Source organism: Anabaena sp. UHCC 0399, from assembly GCF_034931465.1.
Taxonomy (GTDB): Bacteria; Cyanobacteriota; Cyanobacteriia; order Cyanobacteriales; family Nostocaceae; genus Trichormus; species Trichormus minutissimus.
Genome location: NZ_JAYGGZ010000083.1, coordinates 1 through 18144, shown reverse-complemented (window position 1 = coordinate 18144; position 18144 = coordinate 1). Strand labels below are relative to the sequence as shown.

Sequence of the window (18144 nt, the reverse complement as noted above, 5' to 3'; positions counted from 1 at the left end):
GCCTTGTAGGGGAGAGGTTTGGAGAGGGGTTTTCTAGATCCCCTGAAAAGTCAAATTACGAGCAAGGTTATCTAATATACTATTCATGATAATATTAATTTTTTCAAAGTTCTCTGTTTGAGCGAGCATTTCTGTTGCTTGCTGGATATATTTACCTTCAACTAATTCATCACCGCAATTTGCAATAATTTGACTAATACTCTCTTTAGTTGACTCTAGGTGAAACTGTAAACCTAACACTCGCTGATTATAAATAAAAGCCTGATTTTGACACCCTTGGCTGTATGCTAACCGAGTCGCACCTGGCGGTAAATCAAAGGTGTCACCATGCCAATGAAACACTGTAAATTGCTGCGGTAATGCACCAAAAATAGTTAAGTTTTGCGCTTCATTTGTTAGTTCAATAGGAAACCAACCAATCTCTTTATTCTCTCCTGGATAGACTTTAGAGCCTAAAACATCTGCTATCAACTGCGAACCTAAACAAATCCCAATTACTGTCTTATTGGCTTGGATTGCTTGGGCAATAAATTGCTTTTCTTGTGTCAACCAAGGATATTGATTATCTTCATAAATATTCATTGGGCCACCCATCACCACTAGCCAATCAATATCCTCCACTGGCGGTAAAGATTCGTTCGCATAAAATCTGGTGGCGGAAAGATAATGTTTGTGTTCTAATGCCCATTTTTCAATACTGGCAGGTGTTTCAAAGGGAACGTGCTGCAAGTAATGTATCTTCATCTCCAATTCCCCAATATTCGTTTGTAGTAAGGGCTTTAGCCCTTCTTTTATGATAGTTTGATCTGTTACATCAATATTTTGGTGTTGCTGAATAATACTATTTGATGGTTCGCGCATTCGCCCTTGGCGTTCCCGCAGGGTAGGCGCAAAGGCGCAAAGAAGAACGCAATAATCCCTGATAGGGAGTTAATGAAATTGCAATGCTAGGGAGATTCTGCGAGAGCTTTCCAAAAGAGCGTTTCAATCCCTGATAGGGAGTTAATGAAATTGCAATTCTATGCTTACTTGCTGGGACACAATCCTTATCCGTTTCAATCCCTGATAGGGAGTTAATGAAATTGCAATTCTCGCGCTCGCGCTCTTGTAACTCCTGATTGTGAGTTTCAATCCCTGATAGGGAGTTAATGAAATTGCAATTTGACAACACAACTTTACAAGGCAAAATTAAAACAATCCGTTTCAATCCCTGATAGGGAGTTAATGAAATTGCAATTCTACCACCATCTACACTTCTAGTTGTGCCATAATGTTTCAATCCCTGATAGGGAGTTAATGAAATTGCAATTGTTTTAAACCTTTCTTCTCAGCATATCTATATAAGTTTCAATCCCTGATAGGGCAGGGCAAACGCATCTAAATTACTCTTGATCACAACGAAGGTTAAAAACCAATGAAAAAATGAGGATTTCGCGTTTGATTATTTTTTAAGCCCCAAGTAATCGCCAAATATTTTCGCAATAAGCAAGGACTAATGACATTGTTTTTAAGTATATTCTCAATAGATGTTGCTTGTTGACATGATGCGGCCGCCCTGCCTGATAGGGAGTTAATGAAATTGCAATTTTAAAATCATCACATTGCGAATAAGTCCATCCGTTTCAATCCCTGATAGGGAGTTAATGAAATTGCAATGCACTTTTACCAGTACGCAAGTCGGCATATTTTGTTTCAATCCCTGATAGGGAGTTAATGAAATTGCAATATTATCCTCTGTTAGTTACGGATGCCCTAACACGTTTCAATCCCTGATAGGGAGTTAATGAAATTGCAATGCTGCAAAGAGCATTAGGTCTTTACTCTTGCGTTGTTTCAATCCCTGATAGGGAGTTAATGAAATTGCAATTTCATTAACTACTCATTGAGTTTGTAGTACAAAAAGTTTCAATCCCTGATAGGGAGTTAATGAAATTGCAATATTGATCGGATTAATCGCCGGAATGCTGATCGCTGGGTTTCAATCCCTGATAGGGAGTTAATGAAATTGCAATTAAAGTTTTGATTCTGTCTTTAAATAATTCGTAGTTTCAATCCCTGATAGGGAGTTAATGAAATTGCAATGATTGAGATTTAATAAAGTTAAAGTAGGTAAAAACGCGTTTCAATCCCTGATAGGGAGTTAATGAAATTGCAATTTTATACTGGCATTGCCAGTTTTTTGAGCTTTATGTTTCAATCCCTGATAGGGAGTTAATGAAATTGCAATGTTTGGTATTATCAAGTGGTCTTTCAGTTCTAAAACGTTTCAATCCCTGATAGGGAGTTAATGAAATTGCAATGATTGCTTAATACTGTTCCAGTCGTATTCGCGAAGTCGTTTCAATCCCTGATAGGGAGTTAATGAAATTGCAATGATTACAAAATATAGCTAAAACTACAATTCTAGTAAGTTTCAATCCCTGATAGGGAGTTAATGAAATTGCAATTGAGTTTGTTTCATTAGCGCAAGAATCAGCTAAACGTTTCAATCCCTGATAGGGAGTTAATGAAATTGCAATGCTGCAAAGATAGCAGCACAATTCTCAACTCATGCTGTTTCAATCCCTGATAGGGAGTTAATGAAATTGCAATTCACAGGATTAGAAGATGTGGACGAGAAAAACGGGTTTCAATCCCTGATAGGGAGTTAATGAAATTGCAATAGATAACTAAAACCCTGGATACCTACCACAACAGAGTTTCAATCCCTGATAGGGAGTTAATGAAATTGCAATCGGTTTAATTTCATTGATTAATCGTAGATATTCAGTTTCAATCCCTGATAGGGAGTTAATGAAATTGCAATTCCATTTCCATTATTTCCTTTCCTTAATCAATCCTTGTTTCAATCCCTGATAGGGAGTTAATGAAATTGCAATTCAAGATTGATTGCGTCAAATGTCTTTTTGGGTTTCAATCCCTGATAGGGAGTTAATGAAATTGCAATGAGCGATCGCTCTTTTTATTCCAAATTAATTACTGTTTCAATCCCTGATAGGGAGTTAATGAAATTGCAATGCCGGGCGATTTACTCTGTTTCAAGATTTTCAGAGTTTCAATCCCTGATAGGGAGTTAATGAAATTGCAATTGGATTTAAATATATAGATTTACCTAGTAGTGCCACGTTTCAATCCCTGATAGGGAGTTAATGAAATTGCAATTATTTAGAGTTTGTCGCGCTCGTAACTTCAAATAAAGTTTCAATCCCTGATAGGGAGTTAATGAAATTGCAATCTGAAGCTGGCAACATTTCCTTAACATCATCAAACGTTTCAATCCCTGATAGGGAGTTAATGAAATTGCAATTTTTGGCGTGCAGTTAGAGCCAACCACTGGAGCAGTTTCAATCCCTGATAGGGAGTTAATGAAATTGCAATCACGCGCCAATACAGAAAGAGCGGCTGTATTTTGTTTCAATCCCTGATAGGGAGTTAATGAAATTGCAATGTTTTTACAATCCCAGGAATAGAAGCCGTTGCTGCGTTTCAATCCCTGATAGGGAGTTAATGAAATTGCAATTAAGAAGTGACTGCCGACCTGCCTTAGACATCGGTTTCAATCCCTGATAGGGAGTTAATGAAATTGCAATATGAGTCAGGGCCAAACGGATTGTATGATTATTCCGAGTTTCAATCCCTGATAGGGAGTTAATGAAATTGCAATGGAGCAACAAATGGCGTGGCGTTGTTGGGGACGTTTCAATCCCTGATAGGGAGTTAATGAAATTGCAATGGTCGGGATATAAACGCTTCTGCGGTGTACCCAAAGTTTCAATCCCTGATAGGGAGTTAATGAAATTGCAATTTTCCGAAAACTTAAACTATCCCTCATTAAGTCGGGTTTCAATCCCTGATAGGGAGTTAATGAAATTGCAATTGTAATTATTTTGGGTTTTTGTTGCCATTCTCAGATTTACGTTTCAATCCCTGATAGGGAGTTAATGAAATTGCAATTTCAAATAAAAATCATGTCTAGATTAGCAAGAATTGTTTCAATCCCTGATAGGGAGTTAATGAAATTGCAATTACAGGTTTGTCATTAGAAGGAAATCTTTCTGAATATGTTTCAATCCCTGATAGGGAGTTAATGAAATTGCAATCGGTAAATTTAGAAAATAATACTGTATTATTTTGCGTTTCAATCCCTGATAGGGAGTTAATGAAATTGCAATCTTACTTTGCAACAAACTGTAATGATTGATTAATCGTTTCAATCCCTGATAGGGAGTTAATGAAATTGCAATTCTTTTTGAAAGCCTTCAGATATCGGCTAACTGCTGTTTCAATCCCTGATAGGGAGTTAATGAAATTGCAATGAAAAAGACTTGGATGCGATCGCGGCTTCCTACGTTTCAATCCCTGATAGGGAGTTAATGAAATTGCAATTTAGCTATCTGGGAATCCAGGATTGATACAGCGCGTTTCAATCCCTGATAGGGAGTTAATGAAATTGCAATATGTATTTGCAAAGCGATTCATAGCTATCTATCGGTTTCAATCCCTGATAGGGAGTTAATGAAATTGCAATCCGAAACGATTACACAACCTACTACGATTGTTGCAAAGTTTCAATCCCTGATAGGGAGTTAATGAAATTGCAATTAAAAGGTGTTTGCAACTATGGAGTTTACCAGGAGGTTTCAATCCCTGATAGGGAGTTAATGAAATTGCAATGATTGCGAAGAGCCTCAACACCCGCAACAGTTAGTTTCAATCCCTGATAGGGAGTTAATGAAATTGCAATAAAACTTAAAGAAGCGATTGCCACGCATAATTCGTTTCAATCCCTGATAGGGAGTTAATGAAATTGCAATCGCGGAAGGCTGAAAGGCAAGCTATATGAAGTTTTCAAGGTACGGAATCGCGGATAGTGGAATGATAACACAAGCGATCGCCAAACAGCAAGATAAAAATGGCTGAAAGTCAGTCTATATAAGGAGCGCGGGTATTTTAACATGAGTTAATCGTTAAAAGTCTTATACAGAGAGAGTTGCAACCATTTTTGTAGAAACTGCTTTTTCAACACCTACCCATCCGCGCATTCGGCAAAGAAAATGGTGTCATCGCGGACTGGTTCGCCGCCGATACGTTCAACCTTACCAAAGCAGCAAGCACACAAGAAATAAAAACGGATGCTGTCGGTATCGGTTTTAATCAACTTATTGAGGCGCGATCGCAGTTTAGCATACTGTGTATCATTTAGCTGACACTCAAATATACTATACTGCACCCACTGCCCATAAGACTTGAGGATATTGTGGATTTTGGTACGCCGCTTATCTTCTGAAATATCGTAAGAAATAACAACATTCATCTCTACTGTCTACCTTTTAAGTGCCGAAGTGCAATCCCCAATCCCCAGTTATTTAATTTTGAATTTTGAATTTTGAATTTTGAATTTTGAATTGATTTGTCCCCAGTCCCTTACACTTACTTCAAAACCAAAGGAGGGTACTTTTCCGTTTCACCCATGAGATATTTAGACATTAATCGAGCTTGTAATTCAAAGGCTTCTTGGTAAGTACATTTGCGTCCTAACACTGGATGTTTGAACTCAGAAAGCTTCTTCTGTTGGTATAACTTTAAAAATGTTTTGCGTCCTTCAGGAATCAGGGAAACTGCACCACTCAAAGGTTCTGTGACAAAATCCGTAGGTGTCAACAAGCGTTTATTTAATGCAGATAACACCACCGCATCAACGACTATAGGACGAAATTCTTCCATTAAATCTAGTGCTAGAGATGGTCTACCATAACGTTCACAATGCAAATAACCTAAATATGGGTCAAAACCAACAATGTTGACTGCACCTTGCACATCATGACGCAGCAAAGCATAGCCAAAGCTGAGTAACGAGTTCACGGGGTCTTTAGGTGGACGGCGGTTACGGTGAGTAAATTCAAATTCCATCACGCGAATAATTTCATTAAAGCAACCAAAATAAGCCGCACTACCAGCACCTTCCAAGCCTCGCAGGGAATCTATATTATGTGTTGTGTCAATTGGTGCGATCGCCTGCTCAATGCGAGTAATATTCTTGGATAAATCTAAATCTGTAGTTTCTCGCTGGCGACGCAGCAATAAATGACGGTAATTTTTCAGTTTACCTCTGACAAAACTTTGTACCAAATGAATAGCTTGGGGTGATTCTCCAGCCGCTTGCCATTGCGCCTTGCGAACAAATATATTCTTAGTAACCTCTGGCTGTAATTGTCCCAAATAACGACCTGTATCAGTCAGAAATGTTAATGTAATGTGACGTTCCAGTAATTCTGAAATTACAGCCGGTGAAACAGTCGCACGTCCTAAAACTACAACCCCATCAATTTTTAAAAGTGGGATATCTAAAATTGTCTTTTTATCAAACCTGACGTTAAGACGCTCATCAATTTTACCGATAAAAGCATCATCTTGAGTAATGTAAACTGTTCCCATAGTATGTTTCCTAATTCAGTTGCAAACAACAAATTTTAAGAAAGTCCATTCTCTTTCCTGTCCCCTGTCACCTGTCCTCTATCACCTAGATTTCTTGATAACGCCTAACTTTATCAATTGCTTGTGGTAAACATGAAGCGTAAAGACTGCAACCATCACAACGTTTAGTTTTAATAGCAGTTGGCATCCTACCCGTAAATAACAATTGCTGCACAGATGCAATAATAGAAATCGCAGTTTGACGTAATTCTTGATTAATTTCTACTAACTGACGTTGGTGTGAATGAGCATAGTAAATGTAGCCTGTGTTGATAGTTTTTCCTGTCATTTCTTCTAAACACAAGGCTTGAGCGCAGACTTGCATTTCATCATTATCCCATTCACCTTTCCTTCCCCGCTTGTATTCGATAGGGTAATATTCACCCTTTTCAGATTCAATTAAATCTGATTTACCTATTAATTTATATGTGTCAGATTTCAACCAAATTGCGCGAACTTGCCAAGTATCCTCACGATTTATCTCTCCAACTGTATGGACTCGTTCATGTAAACTTGTCCCTTCAATTGTGTATTGATTATCAATAAATTCTCCAGCACAAAACATTCTCCAGCAGCGATGAGGACAATAGGCATATTGGTTTAAGGCTGCGATGGAAATGTAATCTTCAGGTGACAGGTGACAGGTGACAGGTGACAGATTAGTGATATGTAGATTAGTCATTAGCTCTTTAATATTCGATAACGAAGAGAGGTTAGCATTTTGCTGATTTCTGTAATCAGACATAATGTTGGATTAGCTTGATCTGGAGTTAGATAGTTGAGCCGTACTGCAAGCATCAAAAAAGTTTCTGTTTCCATTAATGAGCCTTTAGATATTGCCAGAAAATGGGCATAATCATTTTTGCATTTTTGCTTCCCCCGCGTGCATGACCTTCCGCGATATTTGCAGGAACAGATACTGCTGCACGAGTAATTTGTGACGTAATTCGATAAGTTTCTGTACTTGGAAAAGTGTTAGTTAATTGATATATTTGAACCACCATATCCATTGATTTCTGCCACACAATTAAATCTCGATGTGATTCGATTTTCATAATAGGTTACAGGCGACAGGTTATAGCCATGAGAATGTTCTAGATATCCCAAATTTAGGATTTCTATATAAGTAGTATTTCCAGCTATCTATTACCTCTAACCTATCCCCTTCCTAATATCCCCCCTGTCACCTGTCACCTGTCCCCTGTCACCTTCTTACTACCATTCCCATTCCCATTGTTGTTTTCCGCCCTATTCCTGCATATAAGGCAAAGTCAGCTAAAGCGTTAATTTGTTTAATTACAATTGGTTCAATCTCTCCTAAAATGCGATAGCTAATTTCACCAATGCAGCCTATAAATTTGCTGTCGTAGTTGCGGACTATTTCGGTATTAATATTAAAAGAACTGGGATAAATTGATTCAAATGATATATTGCTGAGTTCAATTCCACTATATTTTTGCCAACGGCTAAGAAGACTGTTAAAGATACATTCTCTAGTGGGTAAAAATGTATCGTATGTCCCTTGGCGGAAGGCTACGGGGGTGGCGAAGAGGAAGTTTAAGGCGCGATCGCTCTCGCTGGCTTGTGCATATAATTGAGCATAGCTGCAAGCATTCGCCCAGGGTTGCATTGATTGGGGTGTGCCTTGAATGCTGGTAATATACAAGTTGGCTGACCCTAAATGCCAAGGGTGTTCAGGGTTGAGATTTAGCCACAGTGGAGTTAGCTTACTAAATAAGGTGTCATCTAGTAGAGAGACACGCCACCAGCAGGGAGTTCCAGCCGGGATGGGTTTTTGATGACTCAATTGCAAGCTGTGGTGATGTGGTTTTGTTCGTTGTTGTATTTGTAGGGGTGAGAGGGTAAAGGCTTTATCCGCCTTGGAATTGTGCAGATATTCTCCCAAGGCTGGATCGACAGAACTGACTAGGGTAAGGAATAGAGCATGGTAGTGTCTACCGGTGAGGAATTGGGGGTAGATGGGAGACTGGGGAAGTAGGTTAAGAATCAGGCTATGAGGCATATATTAATTCAAAATTCAAAATTCAAAAGCCTATTTACGTTTTTTTGTTGTAGACTGAGCAACCCGCGACTCTACTGTAAAGGGTGGGATTTCCTGGAGTTCTACCTCACTTAAACTATACTGTTCGCAAACCAAACTCAGACGATATCCGGGGGTTTTGACAGGGTTGACAGCATGGGTTAAGTCACCTTGAAAGTATAGTAAAGTATTCATTTGCGGCTTAACTTGTCCAAGTTGGCGTTTGTGCGCTTTGAGTATCAATTCTCCCCCTTCCATGTTGAGAGGTACACGCACATATAGAACACTCACAAGGGTAGGCGGTTCTATGGTTTTGCAGTAGGAACGCAGAGAGCGATCGATATGCGGATCAACGCGAGAGCCTTCTTTAAGTAGTAAAGGATTGAGGTAGAAAGCGTTACAGTTAGGCTGGAGAGCTAAATCTAGGTAAGGTTTGAAGTAGGGGAACTGTTGTTCTACTGTAGAGAGGTGCGATCGCACAAACACCACAGAAAATCCCTTAGTCCCTACAAAATCGCGGTTAAGGTTGTTGATTGCAAAGTAAGGACAAGCATGGATTTCTCCCCACAAGTGGCTGAGATAATCGCTGGGGAAGGCGTTGGGTTGTTGCTGATAGTGTTTCACAAGCGATCGCACAGTAATTATTAACTACGAAAATGATAAGCCATTCCAGCCGGAATTTTGATATCTTTCATCTAAACCAATTGAATTTTTTCAGTCATTATCTTCACTTAATGAAATTAAATAAGAGTTAATTTGTCTAACATAAAGTGGATATTGCTGTAAGGCAAAACTAATTGCCATAAAAACTTGATTTGGATCTATATCATCGTATTCATGTACTAGACGGTTTCTCAATCCTGCTGATGGTGCTAATTGTTTTGCTAGCTCTGGTGTGATTATTTCATATTTACCAAGTTCAATAAAAGCCTCAAAATTAGTGATAGTGTTGCCAGGTTTGAGTCTTGATAAGATATGGTCATTAATGTCTATCGCAGCTTGAATCATTAATTGCAGTAGTCGTTCTACAATAAGTTGTTGACGAAAATTATCTAAAAATTCATCAATGCTAATAGAGCGAAACTCTTCTAAAGTGTTGTAATACTTGGTAATTAACCTAAGCCTAGCCAAAACTATTTCAGAATCGATATTATTCATGCGCCCCATTTATTTAATTCTATTTCAATAATTCGATGTTGTTCTTGACGGAACTTTTTTAACTCTGATTCCGGCTGCAATGAAGTTAATCGAAAATCTTCAAATTCTCCAGGATATTTTTCAAAGATAATTATGCCATCACGAGCAACAAAATGAGAAATTAGCCAAGAAGATTGATTTAGTTCTACAACGTCAATATGTTCGGGATTTATTTTTAATACTTCGCCAATCAGCATAGGTAATTCAAACAAAACCGAAATATTATTTTGTGTATAATTATGACGCTGCTCTTCATCACATAACACAGCAAAATCCCAGTCACTGTTTGCGTTAGTGTTACCAGTAGCTCTAGAACCAAACAGAACCAACATTTTTAAGTAAGGTATTATTTCAGGCATTTGTAAGGAAAGTTCTTTAAGTTCTGCAATTGTTGGAGTATTTTCTTGCATTTTGTGATTCTCCGTTTATGTAAATATTTACAATCGGTGTAGAATATTATTTGGTCACTTTTTCTCTAGCTGAGTATAAATTTTTCATTACGGCTCAAGCTATAAAAATTTCATCATCTGGAAGACGTAATTGACGGAACTTCATTGCCATTGTTAAAATTCCTGACAAGCCTGAAAAGAATCTATATTCTTTCTCCATATCATTACAAACGATGGTTATTGGATAAGAAGTAATTCCTTGCTTGTTTAATTGGAAAATAACAGCAGCATTTGTTCTTGGGCAAATAATTACTCCTGGTAAAAGATGCCTATTCAAAGCCTGTATTAGGGGTGTGGGTCGTATTGCTCCTCCTGCACTGCGGATAATTTGACAATTTTTAAAAGCTGTTAGTTTGTTCAGTTCTGTACTGATAAATTCTTGCCAGTTATCAGTGTAGCGTAATTCAAAACTCAATTGATAAGTTTCAGTGGCGCGACTGGTGACTTCAATATAATCACCATTTTGGACAAATTCGTAATAGCGTAATAGGTGAAAAGGATCTAGTCTTGTTTCCTCGGATTCATCTAGAATCAAACCATGAGGGTCACGAATAGAAAGACTTTCAAACAGACTAGAGCGAAAACTAAATAACGGTGCATAGCTTGTACTAAAAACTTCAGCAAATTCTTTTAACTTAGCTAGCGCCTCTTCATGTTTGTTAAATAAATCTACGTATTCGTCTAAAGTTGTACGTCCAGCTTGTAAGTCATCCCAATCTTCAGAAAATTTAGCCTTGATAAAAGTTCTGACAAAAGCTTGACCACCTTGGATATACTTCCAATCCTTTTTGATTTCTTTGGGAGTTTTTTTCGCAATAGTTTCAGCACCTCGTAAAAGTTTCATTCTATAGCGATAATCATCCCAAGTTCTGTTTCCTTCAAAAATCGATTTTAGAGTATTGAATAACTCCAAAATCAATTTTTCCTCAGCTAAACCTTCAAGCATTTCTTCCAATTCCAACAAGGGACGGGCAATTTCTAGAAATGCTTCTGAACGCCAGTAAGCTTTTAAAAAAGGCTTATCTAAACAGGGAAGTGTTTCAAGTAAGTCTTTTAGTGCTGTACGTCCCGCAATAGTATCTAGAGAAGTTAAGCCTTCTTCCCAGGCGTTAGCAGGTAAGTAAGCAATAGCTTCTGAATCAATATTAGTTTCAGATTTACCCAAAACACGCCCTACTCTACCAATTCTCTGCCAAAATGCGGCGCGATCGCGTGCTGAAAAAATTAACCAATCTAAATTTTGCCGTTTCGGTTCAGGATGTCTTTCAAAGTTAAATCCTACATCTACGGTGCTAGTAGCTAATATGATTTGACACTGCATAGCCCTTTGTCTATCTTTTTTGGGTGCAGGGCCTGTAATGCGTCCCATGTCATCGCCAAGTCCTTGTTGACGAAGTAAATCTGAGAGACGATTAATATTATCAAGAGAGTCAAGAATTACAGCACCATTTTCATCAGGTCTTTCTCGAAAACGTTGGACAATTTCTACTGCTAACTCTGCTAACCACTCTTCCTTACTATCTGGTTTTGGTCTTAATTCTAGATTAACTGCTGTTTGTGACGGTAAAAGATTAGTATTACCTGCTTCTCCATCAATTCTTGCTATCTTCACACCAGCCTGTTTTAAATTCTGCAATGCTAATTCACAAGCTGGTTCTGGTGTTGCTGTCAGCAAAACTATTTTACGCCCGTCCTGAAAAAAGCGAAAAACCTGAGAATAAGCGAGATAAAACAACATTCCTACTAGCTGTTTAGCATCGTAGAGGTGAAATTCATCAAAAATGACTGTCGAAAATTTGGTGTAAAAACTACTGGCGATATTACCTCTATCTAAGTTGTTATATGCAAAGAAAGTTGCATAGTAAAAGATATCAGGATTTGTGACTAAAATGATGGGTGTATTAGCCCCAACATCAGGAAAAACTGTAGCTGGATTTCGTAATACATTATACAGCTTTTCCCCTGAACGACTGCCAACTTTATCGTTAGACCAGCTTTTAATGTCTTTAGCAGAAGCTGATTTGACTACATGAGGTAAGTTAGCCTCCCTGACAAACTTTTTTGCTGCTTCTGTTTGCTGTTCAATTAAAGCATTAGTTGGAGCAATGTAAACAGCACTTTTATTTGGCTGATGTTTTAATACTGTTAATCCTGCGTTGGTTTTACCTGTGCCAGTTGGTGCTAAATCAAGGATAATATCTGCATCCTTAGATTGTTCAAATACATCAACTTGATGCTGAAGTGCATTTTTCATGAAAGATAGTTCATCTGGCAAAGATGCACAAGCTGAAATACTGCGCGGTTCTAATCTGATAACTAATCTTTGATTACTCATTGTTACTTTCTCTAGCGCAAAAATGTAACCCTGCTGGTACAATCATTTCCCCAACTTGCCAAGCAGCACTTCGGAAACGAAGATTTTTAATGATGGGTGCAGGAGGAATAGAAATTAAATCGAACGCTAAAGCCTCTATTTGCTTTGGTAAATCAGCAGCATTTAGATAATGTTGACTTTGATATTCACCTTCTGGTAGTAAAGTCACAGGAAATTCATTCAGCACATTCACCTTGACTTTACTCATGAATTTACCAAGGCGAATATAATTTGGTAATTGATTATTTCCAAATACCAGAGTTTGAAATTTATTTCTGCGTTCAATCATCCGCAGTCTTCCAGTTTGCGGAAAATTACTTGGTCTAAATGAACTTGGTTTTTTACCTTGACGTTGTAATGGTAAATCTTCCCGCGCCGTAGCAACACGGTTATTAGTCATTGCATACCAGTAAGAATCAGAAAGAGCATTGAAACGTTCAAATCTGAATGTCACTCTGCCTATGGGTGAAGCTGGTAATATATAAAAATCTTGTGCGATTGGTTGTAAATCTTCTTTGTAGGTTGGTCGTCCTGTAGCCTGACCTTGGAGGCGATAGGGGGAATTTACCTTACCTAAAGCATAAGTAAGAGCATAATTCCCAATTACCCCCTCGGTGTAATAGGTATCAGACAACTCCCTAGAGGCAAAAAAGACTGGTTCAAGACAGTATAATTCAACAAGTTTTGCCTGCTGAAAAGGAATTGTTGACATAATCTAAATCTCTACTTCAACTGGTGTATTCTTGCCTTTCGCCTTAGCCTTTTTCTTTTCAGGTGCAACCTGACGAAAGGATTCATAGGATTGCGTTAAACGTTTGAGAAAATTATCACGTTCAGCTTCTGACCAATTAGTTTCTACATCAGTCAGTAAATTTGCTAATTCTTCTTCAGACATCTGCACAGAAACTCCTCTTTTATTTTTCCAATTAGCAATTACTTGTTTGCTTGCTGTAATTAATTGATTAATATTCAAGGGGTGTTCTAAAGGCTTACCTAAGACATCATAAGTAGCTTGTACAAGTTCCAGAGAACTAGGAAGTTCGGTAATACTACCAAATACACCTAATATCTCGTTTTCCATGCGTCCAACACGGCTGGAAACAGCACCATAACGACTTGTGAACAGAATGTTACCGATGATATACCGCAGTTCATCCGCAGTTACATCTTTTAGGGTGACGACATCTAGAAAATGCACGCCTGGTTTGATGTATTCACTGGTATTTAAAGCTGTTGAGGGATTACCTTTTTCATCGCGCATTGTACCAGTTTCGTAGATGGCGTTTATGGTGCGATCGCCTACAACATCACTAGCAGGTAAAATACTAAAAGCGTCTTCAGTCCAAATGCGACTTTTTTGAGCGCCACCCCCACCAGCCGCGAAGCCGTAGAGGAAACAATCTACACACATTTCACAAGGTGCATTAGTATTTAAAGAACAAAGAGAGCCATCTTTAGGGTTAGTGTATAAAAGCTCATGCGCTCTTAAATGTTCTCTTCCGTAGCGTCTTTCTGGTGCTACTTGTTTACGTTTAGTCATTACCAAGCGTTGAATTATAGTTTTTTGATTTTCACCTTCTAAACCAGCTTGGACAAATTCGCTACACATTGGTTCACCTGAACCTTCTGTGCGAAAGATAGTTTCAGAATGGGTTGTTCTTAAAACAACTAAAGTAATAAAACGTCCTTTGGGGAAGTTCTCATAACTTGTTGCTAGAACTGAGGAAAGTTTTGAAATGGACATGATGAAAAACTCCTAATTATTTAAACAGTTGTAGTTGTTTCAACAGAATCATCTTCAGATTGACTTTTAAGTTATTTACGTGCTTCTTCAAGGAAGAATAAATAAGCAGCTTCTAAAGTTTTTTGGTCAGATAAAAACTTTTCAGGACGTGCTGAATAAACCTCCTCATATAGTTTTCGTAATAGCTCGTAATAACGCTTGACCTGTTCATACTTTGTTGCACCTACGCCATGCTCACGGATACGGTCTAAGCGAGTATGATATTGCTGTACTAAAGCAGCAAAAATTACATCTAATCCCAAATAAGGCTTTTGAGAACGAATAGCAGCAATAAAGGCTGTAAACGGTTCTGCTTGAGCAGTTCGTTTAAAAGAACTTCCCCAAATTTTTCCTTCTGCTGCAATTTGAGCAGCTTCTTTAAGATATTTAGTTAAGAGTAAGTTTTCATCCGGCATAAAGCTCTCCAGTAAAGTATTTAATGGCTCACAAATCCGACTCCAAATAACGCTCAAGTTTGGTTCGTCTTGTTCTCGCAGAGTCCAACGTAGCAATACATAATAAAGTTCAATTGGTCTAACACAAGCACGAGCCAAATCATACAAACAATCATCAGCTTTCTGAATACTTGCAACAGATGTTGCTAGTTTGCCAATGCAACGTAGTCGCTCAAGAATTTTTTCTGCATCTTGGCGTTGCTGATATTGTCCATTTCCCAATAAAGTTTGCAGTGCAGAAGGAATTCCCTCTATTCGTCCGTAAACATCATTAGATAACTCCACCTCTAAATTGCTACTCAATACAAAAGGAAAGCCAATATCTAAAGACAAGGAAATCTCTAAAGCAAGCCTCAATGATTTTAGTAAAGCTAAAGAATTATTAACATCTCCCCAAAGTAAAGGAATAATGACAGATGTATGAACAAAATCAGGACGCTTTGGTAATGCTAAACCGACTACTTTGTTAGCTTTAAATTCAAGCTGATTATCTTTATATAATTTCAATTCATCAATAGTGACAGTACCACCTTCAGCATTTGTTGCTGCAAGTTGTTTTAAAAGTCTACGCCAAATTCTCAATAGTTCTGGAGCAGAACCTTTCGGTAATGCTAAGTGCAAATAAAGCGGGTCTTGTTTTTTAACAGCAGGAAAGTTTGCCCCGACTGCCATTAATTGGTAAGCTAAAGCTGCAATTGAATCTGCTTGTCTTTTCGGTTCAGCACTGATACCTCCCGGTAAGCGATTAGAAAAAGCTTGTACTTTTGTACCAGGAGGCATATTATCTGAAATTAGCTCATCTATATCTGTAGAAGTAGAACCTAAAGAGCATCTTTGTCTGGGATTTGCTTCTACATAAGCATTTAAATCATCGACTCCATTTAACCGAATAGCAAAAGGTAAATTTACCATTCTGCTAACGACTGCAATCATTTCTTCAGATACTTCTGTTTCTTCAGATATTTGTGTACTTTCCTTTCTTAGTTGGAAAGATTCTTGTAGGGCTTTTTTAATACCCTCAATTCCTTTAACAGCAGCCTTAGCAGCAAATAAAGGTCGCCCATATTGACCATTAAATGGCTCAATTGCAGTGCGCTGAAGTTCAGATATACCCGTATGATGAGCGATTTTATCCCAAACTTCTTTAGGGCTTAATCCGGCTTCACGGTAACTAAGATAAGCTGCCTTTAAACCTTCAGATATGGCAAATTCTTCTGCATTACTTACAGGTAATAACTGAAGTTCAGCCGCTTTTATTAGTGCTTCTGCACCAGCAGCTTCACCCCACTTAGTTACATCTTTAGCAATCTTGTCTGATTTATATCCAGCTTTTTTCCTTTCTAAAAGAGCCTCAACATTTACCAAAACTTCCTCAATATTTTGTTGGATAGCTTGATAAGTAACTTTAATACCATCTTTAGTAGGTCTGACAAGTCTTTCGATATTATTCCCAAAAACTTGGTCAATTTTACTTTGCCAAACAGCCGCTATTTCTTTTGTTAAATCTACGTTTGATAATGTTTCTCCTTCAAAAAGTTCGCCATCAGGGAAAATTGCTAAAGGATTTAACCCATACTTTTGCAAAACCTCTTCGCAAGCACCCAGCAACAGGGCTGTAATATAGCCTTTGTCTTCAGAAATGCTGATTCTAAAAAGGTTACAGCTTCGTCCAAAAGCAACGGTTAATTCTTTTTCCAGTTTGCGAAAACGTTGTGCATCTGGAATTCCTAAATCAAATAAGTCCGCAGCTGTAAGCATCGCCGCCCAACGTTCAATATTTGGGTCTTCTGGTAAAAATCTTGCTCCATCGCTGACGTTATGGCCTGAATGGCGCTCAATTAGCTTTCTGACTAACTCCAAATCATCTTCTGAGACAACAAAGCTAAGTACACAAGCCTTTTCTAGTTGTTCTCGTAAAAATTCCTGATTTCTAGCCAGGGTTTTAATATTACGTTTTTGGGTATCTAATTTATTCAGGTCATGTACAGCAGTTGCAGCTAGTAGCAAAGGTCTTTTATGTTCTGGTACTTCTGCGATTCGGCTAACTGTCAAAATGAACTGACACGCAGAATCGAGGTGTTCTGCAAGGGTCGTACCCTTTCTTACGCCGTATTGATGATGATGTGCATGATTTTCGTAAAGCTGGGGGCGAATTTCACTGAAATAAATCTCCTCCAAAGACTTCGGAGGATTATTCAAAAGCCTATTGCGCTTGGACATATAAAAATACTCCAATCCAAAATCGAGTCTAGGGTGCAAAATCAACTTTTGAGATGGGTGCTTATACTGAGATAACCTTGCAAACTCAAGTTATGTCACTGCACTTTTTGCAACTAGACTATTTATAATTACATTTATGAATATGACATAATTAATTTAAAAGTGCAAGTACATTTTGTAAATGCCGAGAAAAAAAGAAACAATTACACTGTCAATTCCGCCAGGAACTAAGGAACAACTAGAAGCGCTCGCTCGCCAACTTAATATCACTTGGGGCAAAGAACCAAGCATTTCGGGTTTAATAGTGGCGATCGCACAACAGTCTGTAGAGGTCGGAAAGCCTTTCACCCTTGACTCTAACCAAGTTCATGCCTTACAGCAGGCAATAAAAGCTTTGAATGATGCAGGTCACATAGGAGAAGCGCAAACTGTACTTGCACTTTTACTAGAACGTGGCAATCTCGAAGCACCTCTTCGTCAATTACTGATGAAACAACTTAGTCAACCTATCCAAGAATGGCGAAATACGATAGAAGAACTAAGTAAAGCTAAACAGCCTTTCTACATTCTCTATTCCAACTCTCAAGGTCAGGAATTAGATTACAAAGTTCGTCACGCTGAGGTGAGGTTTTTTGAGAAACGCTTTTATCTCATGATTTGGTGCGAAGAGACAGCAGACGTAGAAAACGATATCCCAGAATTACCCGAACTTTGGCACAATCGTTGCTTAAGCTTTGAGCGAATTAAGTCTGTTGTCCCGACAAGTGGAGATTGGCGGGGTGAACTTGATTATACAAAAGTGCAATTACACTTTCGAGGTTGGCTAGCCAAAGCTTATCAACCGAAAGAAGATGATATTGAGGATGACATGATTAATAATGTGCGTCAGGTGGTGCGGCGAGTAGCTAATCCCTTCTGGTTGATTCGAGAAGTATCGCGGTATTGGGAAGATTGTGTGATTGTATCACCTGAGAGTCTGCGTGATCGCCTCAAACAAAAACTCCTAACCCTATGCGACTTGTACGATATTGAAATCAAGAGTTAAACCTTGTAGGGAGATGAAGAGACATTGGTTTATTCGAGAAGTGATGCAATATACCCCCGATTGTGTGATTGTATCGCCAGACAACGTGCGATCACTCATCAAGGAA

General features: G+C 38.4%; 15 protein-coding genes and 2 CRISPR repeat arrays. Of the genes, 1 reads left to right on the top strand and 14 read right to left on the bottom strand.

The features are described from left to right. Positions 1–33: 33 nt before the first annotated feature. The 14 genes from VB693_RS27615 to VB693_RS27550 form a co-directional block, all read right to left on the bottom strand. Positions 34–861 (bottom strand): type 1 glutamine amidotransferase, encoded by an 828-nt coding sequence (locus VB693_RS27615; protein ID WP_323269045.1) that lies wholly within the window; start codon positions 859–861, stop codon positions 34–36. A 48-nt stretch (positions 862–909) separates the two neighbouring features. Then, positions 910–1309: direct repeats of the CRISPR family, unit length 37 nt; unit sequence GTTTCAATCCCTGATAGGGAGTTAATGAAATTGCAAT. A gap of 239 nt (positions 1310–1548) precedes the next feature. Next, positions 1549–4814: a CRISPR direct-repeat array (repeat unit 37 nt; unit sequence GTTTCAATCCCTGATAGGGAGTTAATGAAATTGCAAT). A 212-nt stretch (positions 4815–5026) separates the two neighbouring features. After that, positions 5027–5314, bottom strand: coding sequence for a CRISPR-associated endonuclease Cas2 (cas2, locus tag VB693_RS27610; RefSeq protein WP_323269044.1), 288 nt, complete (start codon positions 5312–5314; stop codon positions 5027–5029). Positions 5315–5430: 116 nt separating this feature from the next. Beyond that, a complete protein-coding gene (gene cas1d / locus VB693_RS27605; protein ID WP_323269043.1) occupies positions 5431–6435 on the bottom strand; it encodes a type I-D CRISPR-associated endonuclease Cas1d in 1005 nt (334 codons plus the stop codon). An 85-nt stretch (positions 6436–6520) separates the two neighbouring features. Continuing rightward, entirely contained in the window at positions 6521–7156 is a 636-nt protein-coding gene (cas4, locus tag VB693_RS27600; protein ID WP_323269042.1) for a CRISPR-associated protein Cas4, read from the bottom strand. Next, entirely contained in the window at positions 7156–7293 is a 138-nt protein-coding gene (locus VB693_RS27595; RefSeq protein ID WP_323269041.1) for a four helix bundle protein, read from the bottom strand. The genes cas4 and VB693_RS27595 overlap by 1 nt, the downstream gene beginning before the upstream one ends. After that, positions 7293–7529: a four helix bundle protein gene (locus VB693_RS27590; protein ID WP_323269040.1), complete on the bottom strand. Its 237-nt coding sequence runs from the start codon at positions 7527–7529 to the stop codon at positions 7293–7295. The genes VB693_RS27595 and VB693_RS27590 overlap by 1 nt, the downstream gene beginning before the upstream one ends. Before the next feature lie 149 nt (positions 7530–7678). Further along, on the bottom strand, positions 7679–8497 hold the full coding sequence (gene cas6 / locus VB693_RS27585; RefSeq protein WP_323269039.1) for a CRISPR-associated endoribonuclease Cas6: 819 nt from the start codon (positions 8495–8497) through the stop codon (positions 7679–7681). Between the two features lie 30 nt (positions 8498–8527). Further along, a complete protein-coding gene (locus VB693_RS27580; protein WP_323269038.1) occupies positions 8528–9139 on the bottom strand; it encodes a 2OG-Fe(II) oxygenase in 612 nt (203 codons plus the stop codon). Positions 9140–9229: 90 nt separating this feature from the next. After that, complete coding sequence (gene hepT / locus VB693_RS27575; protein ID WP_323269037.1) at positions 9230–9646, bottom strand: type VII toxin-antitoxin system HepT family RNase toxin; 417 nt, start codon at positions 9644–9646, stop codon at positions 9230–9232. Between the two features lie 23 nt (positions 9647–9669). Further along, positions 9670–10122 carry a type VII toxin-antitoxin system MntA family adenylyltransferase antitoxin gene (mntA, locus tag VB693_RS27570; RefSeq protein ID WP_323269036.1) on the bottom strand — a complete coding sequence of 151 codons (453 nt, stop codon included), beginning with the start codon at positions 10120–10122 and terminating at the stop codon, positions 9670–9672. Between the two features lie 94 nt (positions 10123–10216). Beyond that, complete coding sequence (gene cas3, locus VB693_RS27565) at positions 10217–12496, bottom strand: type I-D CRISPR-associated helicase Cas3' (protein ID WP_323269035.1); 2280 nt, start codon at positions 12494–12496, stop codon at positions 10217–10219. Further along, positions 12489–13247 carry a type I-D CRISPR-associated protein Cas5/Csc1 gene (gene cas5d / locus VB693_RS27560; protein ID WP_323269034.1) on the bottom strand — a complete coding sequence of 253 codons (759 nt, stop codon included), beginning with the start codon at positions 13245–13247 and terminating at the stop codon, positions 12489–12491. Before cas5d ends, cas3 begins: the two co-directional genes overlap by 8 nt. A 3-nt stretch (positions 13248–13250) precedes the next feature. Further along, a complete protein-coding gene (gene cas7d, locus VB693_RS27555) occupies positions 13251–14279 on the bottom strand; it encodes a type I-D CRISPR-associated protein Cas7/Csc2 (protein WP_323269033.1) in 1029 nt (342 codons plus the stop codon). A 71-nt stretch (positions 14280–14350) separates the two neighbouring features. After that, on the bottom strand, positions 14351–16993 hold the full coding sequence (locus VB693_RS27550) for a CRISPR-associated protein Csc3 (RefSeq protein ID WP_323269032.1): 2643 nt from the start codon (positions 16991–16993) through the stop codon (positions 14351–14353). Positions 16994–17174: 181 nt separating this feature from the next. Here VB693_RS27550 and VB693_RS27545 point away from each other — a divergent pair, with 181 nt between their 5' ends. After that, entirely contained in the window at positions 17175–18038 is an 864-nt protein-coding gene (locus VB693_RS27545) for a WYL domain-containing protein (RefSeq protein ID WP_323269031.1), read from the top strand. The last annotated feature ends 106 nt before the right edge of the window (positions 18039–18144 follow it).

Coding starts and splice junctions, on each gene's coding strand:
- cas2 (WP_323269044.1), bottom strand. CDS start 5,314: ATGAATGTTGTTATTTCTTACGATATTTCAGAAGATAAGCGGCGTACC.
- VB693_RS27615 (WP_323269045.1), bottom strand. CDS start 861: ATGCGCGAACCATCAAATAGTATTATTCAGCAACACCAAAATATTGAT.
- cas5d (WP_323269034.1), bottom strand. CDS start 13,247: ATGTCAACAATTCCTTTTCAGCAGGCAAAACTTGTTGAATTATACTGT.
- VB693_RS27545 (WP_323269031.1), top strand. CDS start 17,175: ATGCCGAGAAAAAAAGAAACAATTACACTGTCAATTCCGCCAGGAACT.
- cas1d (WP_323269043.1), bottom strand. CDS start 6,435: ATGGGAACAGTTTACATTACTCAAGATGATGCTTTTATCGGTAAAATT.
- cas4 (WP_323269042.1), bottom strand. CDS start 7,156: ATGACTAATCTACATATCACTAATCTGTCACCTGTCACCTGTCACCTG.
- cas3 (WP_323269035.1), bottom strand. CDS start 12,496: ATGAGTAATCAAAGATTAGTTATCAGATTAGAACCGCGCAGTATTTCA.
- cas6 (WP_323269039.1), bottom strand. CDS start 8,497: ATGCCTCATAGCCTGATTCTTAACCTACTTCCCCAGTCTCCCATCTAC.
- cas7d (WP_323269033.1), bottom strand. CDS start 14,279: ATGTCCATTTCAAAACTTTCCTCAGTTCTAGCAACAAGTTATGAGAAC.
- VB693_RS27550 (WP_323269032.1), bottom strand. CDS start 16,993: ATGTCCAAGCGCAATAGGCTTTTGAATAATCCTCCGAAGTCTTTGGAG.
- VB693_RS27590 (WP_323269040.1), bottom strand. CDS start 7,529: ATGAAAATCGAATCACATCGAGATTTAATTGTGTGGCAGAAATCAATG.
- mntA (WP_323269036.1), bottom strand. CDS start 10,122: ATGCAAGAAAATACTCCAACAATTGCAGAACTTAAAGAACTTTCCTTA.
- VB693_RS27595 (WP_323269041.1), bottom strand. CDS start 7,293: ATGGAAACAGAAACTTTTTTGATGCTTGCAGTACGGCTCAACTATCTA.